Origin of the sequence: Glaciecola sp. 1036 (assembly GCF_050306235.1) — a bacterium.
In the GTDB taxonomy this organism is placed as follows: Bacteria; Pseudomonadota; Gammaproteobacteria; order Enterobacterales; family Alteromonadaceae; genus Glaciecola.
In genome coordinates this window covers 1-14551 of sequence record NZ_JBLWFH010000013.1, presented here as the reverse complement: position 1 = coordinate 14551, position 14551 = coordinate 1, and the positions used below count along the sequence as shown (strand labels likewise).

At 41.2% G+C, this 14551-nt stretch carries 16 protein-coding genes and 2 tRNA genes; 17 read left to right on the top strand and 1 reads right to left on the bottom strand.

The annotated features are described in order from the left end of the window. Complete coding sequence (gene yciH, locus ACNKW3_RS16065; RefSeq protein WP_427400339.1) at positions 1-321, bottom strand: stress response translation initiation inhibitor YciH; 321 nt, start codon at positions 319-321, stop codon at positions 1-3. A gap of 157 nt (positions 322-478) precedes the next feature. Here yciH and ACNKW3_RS16060 point away from each other — a divergent pair, with 157 nt between their 5' ends. The 17 genes from ACNKW3_RS16060 to ACNKW3_RS15980 all read left to right on the top strand — a co-directional run bounded on the left by ACNKW3_RS16060 (position 479) and on the right by ACNKW3_RS15980 (position 14550). Further along, a complete protein-coding gene (locus ACNKW3_RS16060; protein ID WP_427400418.1) occupies positions 479-1477 on the top strand; it encodes an extracellular solute-binding protein in 999 nt (332 codons plus the stop codon). Between the two features lie 28 nt (positions 1478-1505). Then, on the top strand, positions 1506-3125 hold the full coding sequence (locus ACNKW3_RS16055) for an ABC transporter permease (protein ID WP_427400338.1): 1620 nt from the start codon (positions 1506-1508) through the stop codon (positions 3123-3125). Beyond that, on the top strand, positions 3125-4177 hold the full coding sequence (locus ACNKW3_RS16050; protein ID WP_427400337.1) for an ABC transporter ATP-binding protein: 1053 nt from the start codon (positions 3125-3127) through the stop codon (positions 4175-4177). The genes ACNKW3_RS16055 and ACNKW3_RS16050 overlap by 1 nt, the downstream gene beginning before the upstream one ends. 108 nt (positions 4178-4285) lie before the next feature. Further along, a complete protein-coding gene (aspS, locus tag ACNKW3_RS16045; RefSeq protein ID WP_427400336.1) occupies positions 4286-6046 on the top strand; it encodes an aspartate--tRNA ligase in 1761 nt (586 codons plus the stop codon). A 6-nt stretch (positions 6047-6052) separates the two neighbouring features. Beyond that, entirely contained in the window at positions 6053-6493 is a 441-nt protein-coding gene (gene nudB, locus ACNKW3_RS16040) for a dihydroneopterin triphosphate diphosphatase (protein WP_427400335.1), read from the top strand. Continuing rightward, a complete protein-coding gene (gene ruvC, locus ACNKW3_RS16035; RefSeq protein ID WP_427400334.1) occupies positions 6490-7011 on the top strand; it encodes a crossover junction endodeoxyribonuclease RuvC in 522 nt (173 codons plus the stop codon). Before nudB ends, ruvC begins: the two co-directional genes overlap by 4 nt. 40 nt (positions 7012-7051) lie before the next feature. After that, entirely contained in the window at positions 7052-7672 is a 621-nt protein-coding gene (ruvA, locus tag ACNKW3_RS16030) for a Holliday junction branch migration protein RuvA (protein WP_427400333.1), read from the top strand. Between the two features lie 10 nt (positions 7673-7682). Beyond that, positions 7683-8684 (top strand): Holliday junction branch migration DNA helicase RuvB, encoded by a 1002-nt coding sequence (gene ruvB, locus ACNKW3_RS16025; protein WP_427400332.1) that lies wholly within the window; start codon positions 7683-7685, stop codon positions 8682-8684. A 430-nt stretch (positions 8685-9114) separates the two neighbouring features. Next, the gene (ybgC, locus tag ACNKW3_RS16020; protein ID WP_427400331.1) at positions 9115-9519 is read left to right on the top strand and encodes a tol-pal system-associated acyl-CoA thioesterase; all 405 of its coding nucleotides are present in this window, start codon (positions 9115-9117) and stop codon (positions 9517-9519) included. Next, positions 9509-10189, top strand: coding sequence for a protein TolQ (gene tolQ, locus ACNKW3_RS16015; RefSeq protein ID WP_427400330.1), 681 nt, complete (start codon positions 9509-9511; stop codon positions 10187-10189). The genes ybgC and tolQ overlap by 11 nt, the downstream gene beginning before the upstream one ends. Before the next feature lies 1 nt (position 10190). Continuing rightward, the gene (gene tolR / locus ACNKW3_RS16010; RefSeq protein WP_427400329.1) at positions 10191-10607 is read left to right on the top strand and encodes a protein TolR; all 417 of its coding nucleotides are present in this window, start codon (positions 10191-10193) and stop codon (positions 10605-10607) included. A gap of 8 nt (positions 10608-10615) precedes the next feature. Further along, positions 10616-11416 (top strand): cell envelope integrity protein TolA, encoded by an 801-nt coding sequence (gene tolA, locus ACNKW3_RS16005; RefSeq protein WP_427400328.1) that lies wholly within the window; start codon positions 10616-10618, stop codon positions 11414-11416. A 5-nt stretch (positions 11417-11421) separates the two neighbouring features. Further along, on the top strand, positions 11422-12786 hold the full coding sequence (gene tolB / locus ACNKW3_RS16000) for a Tol-Pal system beta propeller repeat protein TolB (protein ID WP_427400417.1): 1365 nt from the start codon (positions 11422-11424) through the stop codon (positions 12784-12786). A 30-nt stretch (positions 12787-12816) separates the two neighbouring features. Next, a complete protein-coding gene (gene pal / locus ACNKW3_RS15995) occupies positions 12817-13386 on the top strand; it encodes a peptidoglycan-associated lipoprotein Pal (protein ID WP_427400327.1) in 570 nt (189 codons plus the stop codon). Positions 13387-13434: 48 nt separating this feature from the next. Then, the gene (ybgF, locus tag ACNKW3_RS15990) at positions 13435-14235 is read left to right on the top strand and encodes a tol-pal system protein YbgF (protein ID WP_427400326.1); all 801 of its coding nucleotides are present in this window, start codon (positions 13435-13437) and stop codon (positions 14233-14235) included. Between the two features lie 130 nt (positions 14236-14365). Then, positions 14366-14441, top strand: a tRNA-Lys gene (locus ACNKW3_RS15985). 33 nt (positions 14442-14474) lie between these two features. Next, positions 14475-14550: transfer RNA gene (locus ACNKW3_RS15980), tRNA-Lys, on the top strand. Position 14551: the final 1 nt, after the last annotated feature.

Genomic DNA, 14551 nt, shown 5'->3' with positions numbered 1-14551 from the left:
TTATCCACCGGCTAATTTTACTTTATAGCCTTTTGATTCAAGAATTTGCTTGAGTTTTTCTCGTACATCGCCTTGAATTTCAATATCAAAATCTTTAACCGCACCGCCGCAACCGCATTGTTTCTTTAGTGCAGAGCAAAAGGTCTTTAACTCAGTTTTATCCAATCCTAAACCTGTAATTAAACTTACGCCTTTGCCTTTTTTCCCTTTAGTCACACGATGAATTCTCACTATTCCATCTCCTTGAGGAACATCTTTCTGCTCAACTGGGGCAGAAATTTTTCCTCCATCAGTGGAATAGACTAATCGTGAGTTAGACATTTATCGACTCCTTTTGTATTTTTATTCAATTAAAATGCCAAAAAATTACATTTTAGGCTAAATCTTTTTTTGCTATTGAGACGTATTATCATTTAGCATCAGATCACAGATGTCAAACAACAGCTTTATTAACCCTACTGTTAACGCTTAGAGGTGTATTATTAAAACGTTTATTTTTATTAGTATAGTCGCTTTTGTCTCAACCGGTTTCGCCAGTGAGCTTAACATATATTCAGGCCGCAAAGAGGCGCTAATTAAACCATTACTTGATCAATTTCGCCAAGAAACCGGCATTCAAGTGAATTTAGTGACCGGTAGTGCAGATGCATTGATTCAAAGAGCGAAATCAGAAGGCGAATTTTCTCCTGTTGATTTATTGATTATGGCTGATGCTGGTCGTTTATATCGCGCCAAAGAAATGGGTATAACTCAGGCCATGAATATAGATATGACGGCCTTACCTGAGGGGTTTTATGATCCTGAAGAACATTGGATGGCATTGACCAAGCGAGCTCGAACGATAATGTATAAAAAGGATGACCAAGGTAAATTACCTGCATCGATGACAGACTTGGCATCACCGGAATTTAACGATCAGATTTGTGTCCGGTCTTCCAACAACATTTATAATCAGTCACTAGTGGCGTCAATGATTTTAGATAAGGGAGTAAAAGCGACTTCGACTTGGGTTGATGGAATTGTAGATAATATGGCAAGAACGCCTAAGGGCGGTGACCGGGACCAAATTAAAGCCATGGTCGCAGGTGAGTGTCGGTTTGCCATAGCTAATACCTACTATTTAGGTGGCATGTTAGCGTCTAACGACGCCAATGAAAGACAAATTGCTGACCAAGTAGCCGTGATATGGACATCAAAAGATGCTGGTGGGACTCATGTGAATATTTCAGGTGTAGCACTCGCCAAATATGCAAAAAATATAGAAAATGCGCAAAAGTTGATCGCCTTTATGTTACAAAAGGAACAACAGCAATGGTACTCTGAAGTGAATCAGGAATACCCAGTTATTGAAGGGGTTCAATGGAGTAACATTTTACAAGGGTTTGGCGCATTCGACAGCCAACAAGTCGATTTCAATCAAATGGGCAAACTTAACGGCGACGCTTTAAAAATTATGGACAAGGCAGGGTGGCAGTAGCATGTAGATGTGATCGCGAGATCCATTGATGACAAAATTTTCAACCTCAAAAACGCTGGCAATTTTTATCGCCAGCGTTTTACTATTACCGCTAATAACTATTGCCAGCAGTATCTTCACTCCAGATACTCAAACTTGGCAACATTTGTTGGATACTGTTTTTACTGATTATGTCATTAACAGTATTGTGTTAGCTATGTGTAGCGCTATTGGCGCAATTTTATTGGGCACAAGTACTGCTTATTTGATTACTCGATACAAATTGCCTGCTCAGCTATTTTTGCAAATATCTTTGTTGTTACCACTTGCGATGCCAGCCTACATTATTGCTTATACCTATACTGGTATGTTTGAGCACTCAAGCGTTATTCATCAATTTTTACGAGAATTCTTTGGTCAATCTGAACAAACGCGTATTTTGCCGAATATTCGCCACTTGTTCGGTGCCATTTGTATGCTGTCATTGGTCTTATACCCTTACGTGTTTATACTTGCCCGAGCAGCTTTTCAACAGCAACATCCTTCTTTACGCGAGGTATCAAAACTTGCAGGTGTTTCGTCATTTCGACATTTTATCTTTGTGGAATTACCCCTTGCCAGACCCGCCATACTAACGGGTGCCGCCCTAGTCATGATGGAAGCGCTAGCCGATTATGGCACTGTGGCATATTTTGGAGTTAACACCTTTAGTACAGGTATTTATCGTACTTGGTTTGGCATGGGAAATCGCAATGTAGCATCGCAGTTGTCTAGCTTACTCTGTGTGTTCGTTTTTTTGGTATTAGTGCTTGAAAAATATGCCAGAAAAGACGGAAGGCGCTATGTCACTAACCAATCTATGACGACACAACTTAGGTCACTAAGTGTAGTTAAACGCGTGTGTGCATTTATATTTTGTTTACTGATTCCTCTTGTTGCCTTTTATATTCCGCTTTTCCAATTAGGTTGGTGGGCGTTTTTCGTAGCTGAGATAAACACCCAAGGTTTTGTAGAGCTAATTAAGAATACCTTTTTAGTGGCCTTTCTCAGCGCCAGTTTGTTGGTTGTTTTGGCTGTGTTTTATTCTAGTCTGGCGCGCCAAAATAGATCTCAGGTTTGGCACAAATTGAATCAAATTCTGTGTTTAGGCTATGCACTACCGGGTATAGTCATAGCGGTCGGCGTAATAGTGGTAGCGGGTACATTTGATCGCCAATTAAACTATGCTACCAGATATTTATTTGATTATACGCCTGGGCTTGTGTTGTCTGGTGGCGTTGGCATATTAGTCTTTGCCTATTCGGTTCGCTATTTATCCGTAGCCTTACAAAACACCGAAACTGGTCTCGCGCGAGTATCCAAGCAAATGGATGAAGCTGCTCTTTCTCTCAACCCATCTCGCTGGCGTCTTTTTACGGGTATTCATTTCCCTTTACTCAGGGCCAGTTTGTTAAGTGCTATGTTATTAGTCTTTGTTGATGTACTAAAAGAATTGCCAGCGACCCTAGTGTTACGACCCTTTAATTTTAATACCTTAGCGGTACGCGCATATGAATTAGCAACTGATGAACGCTTAATTGATGCCGCTTTGCCTGCGTTGGCGATAGTATTAGTGGGGCTTTTGCCTGTTTGTTTACTTATTTATCAATTACAAAGGAGTAGTAAATAATGTTAGATATTCAAGGGATTACCTTAGAATATAACAACAACCTTGTATTGGAAGTTGATAAATTACATTTACAAAAAGGAGAAATTGGTTGCATTCTTGGACCTTCAGGTAGTGGCAAATCGAGTTTTCTTCGCGCTATTAGTGGGTTGTTAACACCAAGTTCAGGCAGGATATCAATCAATCAGACAGTCGTCAGTGATGGTAAAAAGCATGTTTCTGTAGAAAATCGTCAAGTCGGCATGGTGTTTCAAGATTTATGTTTGTTTCCTCATATGACAGTGAAAGACAATATAGCTTATGGTTTGCATAAGTTTACAGCGCAGCAAAAAGCGCAGCGTATAGATGAAGTTTTGCAGCTAGTTGGACTGTCTGAATTTGCCTCTCGATATCCATTTGAACTTTCGGGAGGTCAGCAACAAAGGGTAGCCATTGCCCGAGCTATTGCTCCGCAACCACAACTAATGTTAATGGATGAACCCTTTTCAAGTTTAGATCCTGAATTACGAGAGCAACTCGCTAGTGATTTACGAAAGCTGTTAAAGTCATTGAACATCACGGCATTGGTTGTGACTCATGACCAACATGAAGCGTTTGCACTGGCGGACAAAATTGCTGTTTTTGACAAACTGCGCTGCCAGCAATGGGATACCGCTTACAAACTTTATCATCAACCAGCTTCGTTAGAAGTTGCTTCTTTTATCGGGGAAGGTTGTTTAATTCTTGGCGAGGTCGTTCAAAACAATGAAATCACCGGCCAAATTGCCATTGATACTGTGTTAGGGCGGCTAAATCAATACGCCAGTAAACCCGTGGCGCTGAAGCAAAAAGTGTCAATATTAGTGCGTCCGGATGATATTTTATTAGATGAATCTAGCGATAAAACAGCGTTTGTGGTGGACAAGCAGTTCCGCGGTGCTCATATCATGTATAAATTAAAATTTCAGGATACCTTGCTGTCTTGTTTGACGCCAAGTCATCATAATTGCCAAGTCGGTGAAAGCTTTGGGATCAAGTTAGATATTCAGCATTTAGTGTATTTTATACACGACTAAATTTTCTAATAAAAAATCGTCCTCAGCCTTTCTGCACCTCGCCTGTTAGTCTATAATACGGCCTCGCTTTTGATATAGCAGATTATTAACAATAAAAAAGGTTTTTGAATGCGCACTGAATATTGCGGTCGATTAGACGAAAAATACATAGATCAAGAAGTAACACTTAAAGGTTGGGTACATAAACGCCGAGATTTAGGTGGTTTGATTTTCATCGATTTGCGCGATAGAGAAGGCATTTTGCAAGTGGTTGTAGAGCCTGATGCTGGTCAAGCATTTGAGCCTGCTAATCAATTAAGAGCAGAGTTTTGTGTAGAAGTTAAAGGCGTAGTGCGCGCGCGTCCTGAAAGCCAAGTCAATAAAGATATGACAACTGGCGGTATTGAACTACTCGCCACTGAATTGACGATTATTAACCGTGCCCCAGCGTTACCTTTAGACTGGAATCAGGAAAACTCAGAAGAACAACGTCTTAAATATCGTTACCTTGATTTGCGTCGTCCTTTGATGACTCAACGACTGGTGTTTCGTTCAAAAGTAACAGCCGCGGTGCGTCGTTATCTTGAAGAAAATGAATTCTTAGACATTGAAACCCCAATTCTAACGGCAGCCACACCGGAAGGTGCTCGCGATTATCTGGTACCTAGCCGTACCCATAAAGGTGAATTTTTTGCGCTTCCTCAATCACCGCAATTGTTCAAACAGTTGCTGATGATGAGCGGCATGGACAGATACTATCAAATCGTAAAATGTTTTAGAGACGAAGATTTACGTGCCGATCGTCAGCCTGAATTTACCCAAATAGATATCGAAACTAGTTTCTTAGATGCTGATGGCGTAATGGAAATTACACAAGGGCTGATTACTCATATTTTCAAACAACTGCTAAATGTTGATTTAGGTGAATTCCCGCGTATGAGCTATGCGGAAGCTATGCGTCGTTTTGGTAGTGATAAACCAGATTTGCGCAACCCACTTGAGATTGTGGATGTGGCAGATGTGGTAAAAGATATTGATTTTAAAGTGTTTAGCGGCCCTGCAAATGATCCTAAAGGTCGAGTAGCTACCATTAGAGTGCCAAATGGCGCTAGTTTATCGCGTAAACAGATTGACCAATATGCAGAGTTTGTTGGCATCTACGGTGCTAAGGGCTTGGCGTGGGTTAAGGTGAATGATATATCAGCGGGCGTTGACGGTCTACAATCGCCAATTTTGAAATTCTTTGATGAAGCTGCTATCTCAGCATTGCTAGACACTACAGGGGCTCAAAGCGGTGATATCTTACTGTTTGGCGCAGGCCAATATACAGTGGTTACCGAAGCTCTAGGTGCGTTAAGACTAAAACTTGGCGTGGATTTAGAGTTAGTAGAAGATTGCTGGAAACCTTTGTGGGTAGTTGATTTTCCAATGTTTGAAAGTGTTGATGGTGAGTTATACGCGCTTCACCATCCATTTACTGCGCCAAGGGACAATGATGCTGAAGCATTAAAAGCATCTCCTGAAACGGCTTTATCAAACGCCTACGATATGGTGTTAAATGGCGTTGAGTTAGGCGGTGGTTCTGTACGTATTCACGACAGTGCAATGCAGTCTACAGTCTTTGAATTGTTAGGTATTTCTGCTGAAGAAGCGCAAGAAAAATTCGGTTTCTTACTCGAAGCGCTGCGTTACGGTGCTCCTCCACATGCAGGTTTAGCGTTTGGCTTAGATCGATTAGTCATGCTCATGCTAGGTGCTGACTCTATACGTGATGTAATGGCATTCCCGAAAACTACCACTGCTGCTTGTCCGTTAACGGGAGCGCCCGGTAATGCTAACCCTCAACAATTAGCTGAATTAGCTATTCAGTCAGTGGCGAAAAAAGACTAGCCATTAATGGATTTAAAAAGGCCCGAATCTGTATTAGTGGTGATTTATAGCCTACAGGGTCGGGTACTTATGTTGCAACGCCAAGATGACCCTGAGTTTTGGCAATCTGTTACAGGTACCTTAGAGCCTGGAGAATTGCCAATTCAAACCGCTTATAGAGAAGTTGCAGAAGAGACTGGAATAGCGTTATCCATGGAAAGCGGTTTAATTCAAGATTGTGATCAAGTGAATCGCTATGCTATTCGAGAACTTTGGTTAAATAGATATCCTAAGGGAACTAAATTCAACACAGAACATGTTTTTTGTTTATGCATTGATCAGACGAATCAGTTAAGGTTAACAGAGCATCTTTCTTTTCAATGGTTAGCAAAGGCAGAAGCTATTGCGTTAGCTTGGTCAAAGACCAACGCTGATGCTATTGCCCAGTTCGTGCCAGAGGTCCTATGAAAATTATATTAGGCATAGATCCAGGTTCTCGCACCACAGGTTTTGGTGTGGTTAAAGTGGTGAATAACAAAACTGAGTATCTCGGTAGCGGCTGTATCAGAGTTCAGGATGACGTGTTAGCAAAAAGGTTGGATAATGTGTTTACCGGAGTGAGCGAAATTATTCGCCAATATACACCGACACATTTTGCCATCGAACAGGTGTTTATGGCCAAAAACCCAGACTCTGCACTAAAGCTAGGACAGGCGAGAGGTGCAGCTATAGTGGCGGCTACGAATGCACAATTACCCGTGTTTGAATATTCTGCGCGGCAAATAAAACAAGCGGTGGTGGGCAAAGGAAGCGCCGAGAAAAATCAAGTGCAGCACATGGTAAGCTACTTATTAAAGTTATCAAAAAAGCCGCAAGCGGATGCAGCCGATGCGTTGGCGGTAGCACTTTGTCACTTGCATACTGAACAAAGCTTAATTAGGCTGTCGGGACAAGCGAAAAAAACCGTCAGGCGCAGAATTCAATAGCTTGATGAAGCATTAATAAGACAACAATAAGAAGAATAGTATGATTGGACGCTTAACTGGCACTTTACTAGAAAAAACGCCTCCTGATATTTTAATCGACGTAAACGGCGTTGGCTATGAGGTTCAACTGCCTATGACTAGCTTTTATCAATTGCCTGAAGTAAACGCGATCACTACTTTGTATACTCACTTTGTAGTTCGAGAAGATGCACAACTTTTATTTGGTTTTGTTGATAAATTCGAAAGAGCTCTTTTTCGTGTCTTAATAAAAGCAAACGGTGTTGGGCCTAAGTTAGCTTGCACAATTTTATCTGGAATGTCGGCTAACCAGTTTATCGATGCTGTTATTCATGAAGATATCACCTCATTGGTTAAAATGCCTGGTGTTGGGAAAAAAACCGCTGAACGTTTAGTCGTAGAATTAAAAGATAAAGTCGCTAGTATTGATGAAGTTTCCACTGCTTCCAAAATACCAGCAGCGAAACTTACTGAGTCATCAGCCATTGTATCTCCTGCAATTTCAGCAAAAGAAGAAGCCATAAGTGCATTAATCGCGTTAGGATATAAGCGACCGGCTGCAGAAAAAGCAGTTAAACAAGTATACACAGAAGATGCGACCAGTGAATCTTTGATTCGTGACTCACTGAAATCCATGGTTTAGAGAATAGAATATGATTGAAGCAGACCGATTAATTGCGGCTGACGCAAGTTCGGAAGATGAACAAATTGATAGAGCCATACGCCCTAAGCTACTGGCTGATTACGCAGGGCAAGATCATGTTTGTCAGCAAATGGAAATATTTATTCAAGCTGCAAGAAATCGACAAGATGCCTTGGATCATCTGCTTATTTTCGGTCCTCCTGGTCTGGGCAAAACAACCCTAGCGAATATTGTCGCTAATGAAATGGGTGTGAATATTAAAACCACTTCGGGTCCAGTATTAGAAAAAGCAGGGGATTTAGCTGCTTTATTGACTAATTTAGAAGAACATGACGTTTTATTCATAGACGAAATTCATCGTTTAAGCCCAGTGGTGGAAGAAGTTCTATATCCTGCAATGGAAGACTATCAGCTCGACATTATGATAGGGGAAGGGCCGGCAGCACGTTCGATAAAGCTTGATTTACCACCTTTTACTTTGATTGGTGCTACTACGCGCGCAGGCAGTTTAACCTCACCGTTAAGAGACAGATTCGGCATAGTTCAGCGATTAGAGTTTTATAACTTAAAAGATTTAACTGACATAGTGCAACGTAGTTCTGGGTATTTGAACATGCAGATGCAAAAAGATGGGGCTGTAGAAATTGCCCGCAGATCACGCGGTACGCCCCGAATTGCTAATCGGCTTTTACGCCGAGTACGTGACTATGCAGAAGTCAAATCAGATGGAGTGATCACTCAAGAAGTAGCAGCATTAGCACTCAATATGCTAGATGTAGATGCTGAAGGTTTTGATTTTATGGACAGAAAGCTACTTTCTACCATCATTGATAAATTTGCTGGCGGACCTGTTGGATTAGAGAATGTGGCTGCGGCTATTGGTGAGGAGAAAGAAACCATTGAAGATGTTATTGAGCCTTATTTAATTCAGCAAGGTTTTTTGCAGCGCACCCCACGAGGAAGAGTCGCAACCGACAGGGCATACACCCACCTCGGTTTTGAATTGAAATAATAGAAAAACAATGGAGCCGTAGTTCATTCTATAATGGAGCCGTAGTTCATTTTATAATGGAGCCGTAGTTCATTCTCACCTTTTTACTCTAAATGGCGGTTTACAACTGCGGGAATGGTGAGAATGAACTACGGCTCCATTATAAAATGAACTACGGCTCCAATATTCTGTGGTGGCGAGATTTAGGCAAAAAAAAGCCCGCTAAAAGCGGGCTAAAAATAAACGGAAGGGAATCCATGAAAACAAGAAGTAATCTGCTCACTCCAAGTTGATGCGTATGATACGGTTTTTTTTCATCGAAACAACAAAATTAAATTTCGATTTCGGATAAATAAATCTAATGCGAATGTAACCAAATTGTAACATAGTAAAGCCTTTGTAAAATAAAGTTATTGAAGTAAAAGTTAACCTTCTAAATAATCAACAATGTATGAAAAAATTTGAGCTGGAATTAAGGGTGTATTTTGAGGATACAGATGCTGGTGGCATTGTGTATCATGCAAACTATTTAAAGTTCATGGAAAGAGCGCGAACTGACTGGGTAAGGTCAATGGGAATTAGCCAACAAGAATTATTGGAACATTCCATCGCCTTTGTCGTCAAAGACATGGAAATTAAGTTTCAACAAAGTGCGGTTTTGGATGATCTTTTACGAATTACCTGTGAACCAGTTAAAATAGGTAACGTAAGTGTTAAGATGACACAAAATATTTATAACAATAAAAATCAGTGTTTGGTAAGTGCCCAGGTTAAAATCGGTTGTGTAAATACAGTTGATAAAACACCGGCAAAAATACCAGACGCTATAATGAGGGATATGCGCAGTGACACATGATATGTCAATCATAGGTTTGTTTCTTCAAGCCAGTATAGTTGTTCAATTTATAATGTTGCTTTTGCTAATAACATCCATTGTTAGCTGGGCTTTTATTTTTCAGCGTAACAGTGCGTTAAATAGAGCAGAGCAAGAGTTTAAGCAATTCGAAGATGAATTTTGGTCAGGCGCTGACCTCAACAAGCTTTATACCGATTACAGTCAACAAGGTAATCTCACAGGTTCTTCATTAATATTCTGCACAGGTTTTAAAGAATATGTGCGTCTGCACAAATCCTCTACAGCAACACCTGAAGCCATAATGGAAGGTTCGTATCGTGCGATGCGAGTCGCCATGTCCAGAGAAATTGATCAACTCGAGCAACGCTTACCCTTTCTTGCTACTGTAGGCTCAATTTCTCCTTATATAGGTCTATTAGGAACAGTTTGGGGAATAATGAATGCCTTTATAGCCTTAGGTCAGGTAAAACAAGCAACCTTACAAATGGTAGCGCCAGGCATCGCGGAAGCCTTGATTGCGACTGCAATCGGTTTGTTCGCAGCCATTCCTGCTGTTGTTGCTTACAACCGGTTTAGCGCGAAAGTTGAAAAGATTGAAAACGCCTATGGCAACTTTATGGAAGAGTTTTCTTCAATATTGCATCGTCAAAGCGTAGCCAAGCGAGCTTAATATGTATATTCGTAAGCGTCGTAAACCTGTATCCCAAATCAATGTGGTGCCATACATTGATGTAATGTTGGTGCTACTTATTATATTTATGGCGACCGCAACTGCTGTAACCCAAGGCGTGATAGTTGATTTGCCACAGGCAGAAGCTCAAACCATAGAGACAGAACAAGAAACCATCTTAATTGTATCTATTGATAGTCAGGGGCAATATTTCTTAAACGTGGGTGATGATCCTGAATCAGCGATGACCGCTGAAAACGTTGCCGCTTTGGTCAGAACCCGATTACAGGTAAATCCCCAGACTCCAGTAGTGGTGAATGGTGATAAGGCTATTAGCTATGAAAAAGTGGTTGAGATGATGGTTCTTTTGCAGAGAGCGGGCGCAACTTCGGTCGGTTTAATGACGGACCCGAGCTGAGTTAGTCAATGAAAGAGAGTTTGAAAGAAAATAAAGCCTTTGGCATCTCTATCGCCATGCATATATTGTTGGTATTGGCGTTGGTGGTAGGTATTTCTTTTGATTCACCTCAGATGGTGTTTGCAAACGCTAATGTAGAACCAGTAAATGCAGTTTTTATCGATGCACAAGCAATAGAGGATAAAAAACGCGCTCAACAACAAGCTGAAGCACAAGCGCGGCAACGTGAAGCTGAGCGTCAAGCTAAGATCAAACGTGAGCGGGAAGAAGCTGAAAAACGTAAACGCAGAGAAGCAGAAGCGAAAAAGAAAAAAGAACAAGAAGAACAGCGCAAACGTGAAGAGCAGCAAAGACAGCGTGAAGAAGCTCAACGCAAGCAAGAAGAGCAAAGAGCGTTAGAAAAAGCACGTCAAGAAGAGGCTGAGTTTCAACGCAGAGTGAAAGAAGAACGAGAACGTCAAGAAGCCCTAGAAAAAGAAATGGCAGAGCAGTTAGCGGCTGAACAAGCAGCGATGAATGCGGCACAACAGCAACGAGTGATGAGTGAATTGGATAAATATAGATCTCTGATTTATCAAACAATTTTTTCAAATCTTTATGCTGAAAAAGGCGCGCAAGAAAGAGAATGTGCGCTAACAGTGAAACTTGCGCCTGATGGACTTGTCCTAAGTGTAACCATTAACGATGGCGATCCTGCGCTTTGCCAAGCCGCTAGGGCTGCCGTGCTAAGACCTTCAAGAATGCCGGTGTCGAGTGACCCAGCAGTTTACGAAGAAATGAAGTCAATAAAATTAACGGTAAAATTATAACAATGATGAAACGCGCTAAACTAATAATTATTACATGTTTAATTTCAGTCTTTAGCTACTCCAGTAAGGTATTAGCTGAAATTGAAATTGTTATTACAGAAGGCATGAACAACGCCCGTCCAATTGCTGTCGTGCCATTTAAATGGTCAGGTAATACAGTGTTGCCTGAAAACATTGATGAAGTTATCACCAGTAATTTAAGAAGAAGTGGTAAATTTAGCCCCATTTCTTTATCTGAGATGCCGCAGTTTCCCACAGTAGACTCAGAAGTAAACTATGAAGCCTGGGCGAACAAAGGCATAGATACTGTTGTTTTGGGCAGCATAGAGTCAGTGGGCGATGACAAATACAGAGTTAATTTTCAGTTAGTCGATATTCTTCGAGCCCGTATGACGGGTGGCGAATCACGTGTGCTTGTAGATGGCAGCCTAGTGGTAACTAAGGATCATATCCTTGAAGATAGAAGCAAAACCATCGAAGGTGAAGATTTTCGTCAATACGCGCATATTATGAGCGATATTATTTATCAGCGCCTAACAGGTGAGCGAGGCGCATTTTTAACTCGCATTGCCTACATAGTAGTAAAAGATCGAGAAACTAATCCGTTACCCTATGAATTAGTAATCTCAGATTATGATGGCGCAAATGAAACTCGCTTGTTGTCGTCTCCTGAACCACTAATGTCGCCGTCATGGTCTCCAGATGGAAATAAACTGGCTTACGTGAGTTTTGAAAACAGCAGATCACAAATATTTATTCAAGATATCTATACCACAGAACGTACGTTAATTACTGATTTTCCTGGGATAAATGGTTCGCCAGTGTTTTCACCCGATGGTCAAAAGCTTGCTATGGTGTTGTCGAAGGATGGGAATCCAGAAGTATACGTAATGGACTTGGCAACTCGAAAATTAGATAGAATTACCCGAAATAGATCCATTGATACTGAACCAGCTTGGGCTCCTGACAGTAAATCTCTAACATTTACATCAGAACGGGGTGGAAAACCGCAGATTTATCAAGTACATTTAGATAATATGCGTTCGAGAAGACTAACTTTTGAAGGCGAAATGAATTTAGGTGCGTCAATTACACCTGATAATCAAAATTTAGTTGTGGTCAATCGCACGCAAGGCAATTATCATATTGCACGACAACAGTTATCGACGGGTAACATGTTGGTTTTAACAAAAACGTTTTTGGATGAGTCGCCCAGTATTGCACCGAACGGTAGTATGATTATTTACAGTACGCTGCATGAAGGTAGACAAGTGTTATCACTTGTTTCACTGGATGGGAGATTCAAGGCGTTGTTGCCAGCCTCTCAAGGTCAGGTAAAATCGCCAAGTTGGTCACCTTTTTTACTATAATAAGTATATACCTGAGAATAAGGACTAAGCATGCTTACTAATAACAAACTAAGAACACTTTTCGTTGCGCTACCTACTGTTGCTTTGATGGCATGTACATCATCTGGCCCAACAGATGAAGAACTACAAGCTGAGCAAGAACGTCTAGAGCGCGAGCGTCAAGAACAAGCTGCAGCGGCGGAAGAACAACGTAAAGCACAAGCTGAAGCAGCAGCTGCTGAGCAAATGCGTAAAGCACGTGAAATGGCTGCACAAGAAAAAGCGGCGCTTGAAGCGCAAAACACAATTTATTTCGATTTCGATCGTTCAACTATCAAATCAGAATTTGAATCAGTATTGAGAAAGCACGCTGAATATTTAGTGAAAAATGCTGACCAGACAATCGTTATCAACGGTCACACTGATAGCCGTGGAACGCCTGAATACAACATCGCATTAGGTGAGCGTCGTGCTAAAGCAGTTGAAACTTTCCTTCGTAACGAAGGTGTAAAAGGTTCTCAAATTGCTGTGGTTTCTTTCGGTGAAGAAAAACCTGCAGTAATGGGCACTTCTGAGTACGCTTTCGCTCAAAACCGTCGTGCAGAAGTTGTTTATCGATAATCGTTAGCCGTTTTTAATAATCGCGATTAACCAATTATTAGATAATTTATGAAAAAACAACTTTTAGCATCGCTTGTCTTTGCTATATCAACAGGTGCCTATGCTCAGGCACCTGTCGTTGATGTTTCTCAGCAAGCAAACCCTAGCGTAACATCGAGTACTTCCTCAAATCTTGTTGCAACTCAGAGTCTAGAAGAGCGTTTAGCTGTCCTAGAACGCATTGTTGATTCGCGTACTGAAAGCCAACAGCGCATGCAGCGTCAATTAGACCTATTGCAGGATGATGTAGACAGTATTCGTGGTTCAATCGAATTGCATAATCATCAACTTGAACAGATTTTAGAGCGTCAACGAGAATTATATTTACGTCTCGAAAACAGTCTAACGTCAATGCAGCAACAATCTCAGCAAGTGTCTGATCAAATCAGCACAACCACAGGGCAGACAAGTCAACCCACAGTGGCTGTGACTGCAGGTTCTGAGCAATCTGCATATCAAGATGCTGTAAACCTAATATTGCAACAAAAAGACTATGATGCAGCAATTCCTGCGTTTCAATCTTTTCTGTCACAATATCCAGGGTCTCAATATACCGATAATGCGCATTATTGGTTAGGTCAATTGTTGTACAACAAACAACAATTGTCAGAAGCTGCAAATCAATTTCAGCAAGTAGTCGATAATTTTGCTAAATCGCCAAAGCGCGCGGACTCAATATTAAAATTGGGCATGATTGCGTTGCGTAATGGTGATACTAGAAAAGCGCGAAGCTTGTTCGATCAAGTGATTGCGGAATACCCAAGTAGTACTCCTGCCAAGATGGCAAATGACCAACTGACTAATCTTTAGACTAGTCAGTTGGGTCTTATTGTTCAGTTTCCGAGCATTTAACAAAGAATTTTAAAAAAAACGAATTTATTGGTTGCACGAGATTCCGATTTGAGTATTATATGCGCCCGTTGTACGAGATAGTGCTTGAGGGTCGTTAGCTCAGTTGGTAGAGCAGTTGACTTTTAATCAATTGGTCGCTGGTTCGAATCCAGCACGACCCACCACTTCACATACTCTTACAATGAATCCACTTGAGTGGGTCGTTAGCTCAGTTGGTAGAGCAGTTGACTTTTAATCAATTGGTCGCTGGTTCGAATCCAGCACGACCCACCAC

Coding starts and splice junctions, on each gene's coding strand:
- ruvA (WP_427400333.1), top strand. CDS start 7,052: ATGATTGGACGCTTAACTGGCACTTTACTAGAAAAAACGCCTCCTGAT.
- ACNKW3_RS16050 (WP_427400337.1), top strand. CDS start 3,125: ATGTTAGATATTCAAGGGATTACCTTAGAATATAACAACAACCTTGTA.
- nudB (WP_427400335.1), top strand. CDS start 6,053: ATGGATTTAAAAAGGCCCGAATCTGTATTAGTGGTGATTTATAGCCTA.
- ruvC (WP_427400334.1), top strand. CDS start 6,490: ATGAAAATTATATTAGGCATAGATCCAGGTTCTCGCACCACAGGTTTT.
- ACNKW3_RS16055 (WP_427400338.1), top strand. CDS start 1,506: ATGACAAAATTTTCAACCTCAAAAACGCTGGCAATTTTTATCGCCAGC.
- pal (WP_427400327.1), top strand. CDS start 12,817: ATGCTTACTAATAACAAACTAAGAACACTTTTCGTTGCGCTACCTACT.
- ruvB (WP_427400332.1), top strand. CDS start 7,683: ATGATTGAAGCAGACCGATTAATTGCGGCTGACGCAAGTTCGGAAGAT.
- ybgC (WP_427400331.1), top strand. CDS start 9,115: ATGAAAAAATTTGAGCTGGAATTAAGGGTGTATTTTGAGGATACAGAT.
- yciH (WP_427400339.1), bottom strand. CDS start 321: ATGTCTAACTCACGATTAGTCTATTCCACTGATGGAGGAAAAATTTCT.
- ybgF (WP_427400326.1), top strand. CDS start 13,435: ATGAAAAAACAACTTTTAGCATCGCTTGTCTTTGCTATATCAACAGGT.
- tolA (WP_427400328.1), top strand. CDS start 10,616: ATGAAAGAGAGTTTGAAAGAAAATAAAGCCTTTGGCATCTCTATCGCC.
- tolR (WP_427400329.1), top strand. CDS start 10,191: ATGTATATTCGTAAGCGTCGTAAACCTGTATCCCAAATCAATGTGGTG.
- tolB (WP_427400417.1), top strand. CDS start 11,422: ATGAAACGCGCTAAACTAATAATTATTACATGTTTAATTTCAGTCTTT.
- aspS (WP_427400336.1), top strand. CDS start 4,286: ATGCGCACTGAATATTGCGGTCGATTAGACGAAAAATACATAGATCAA.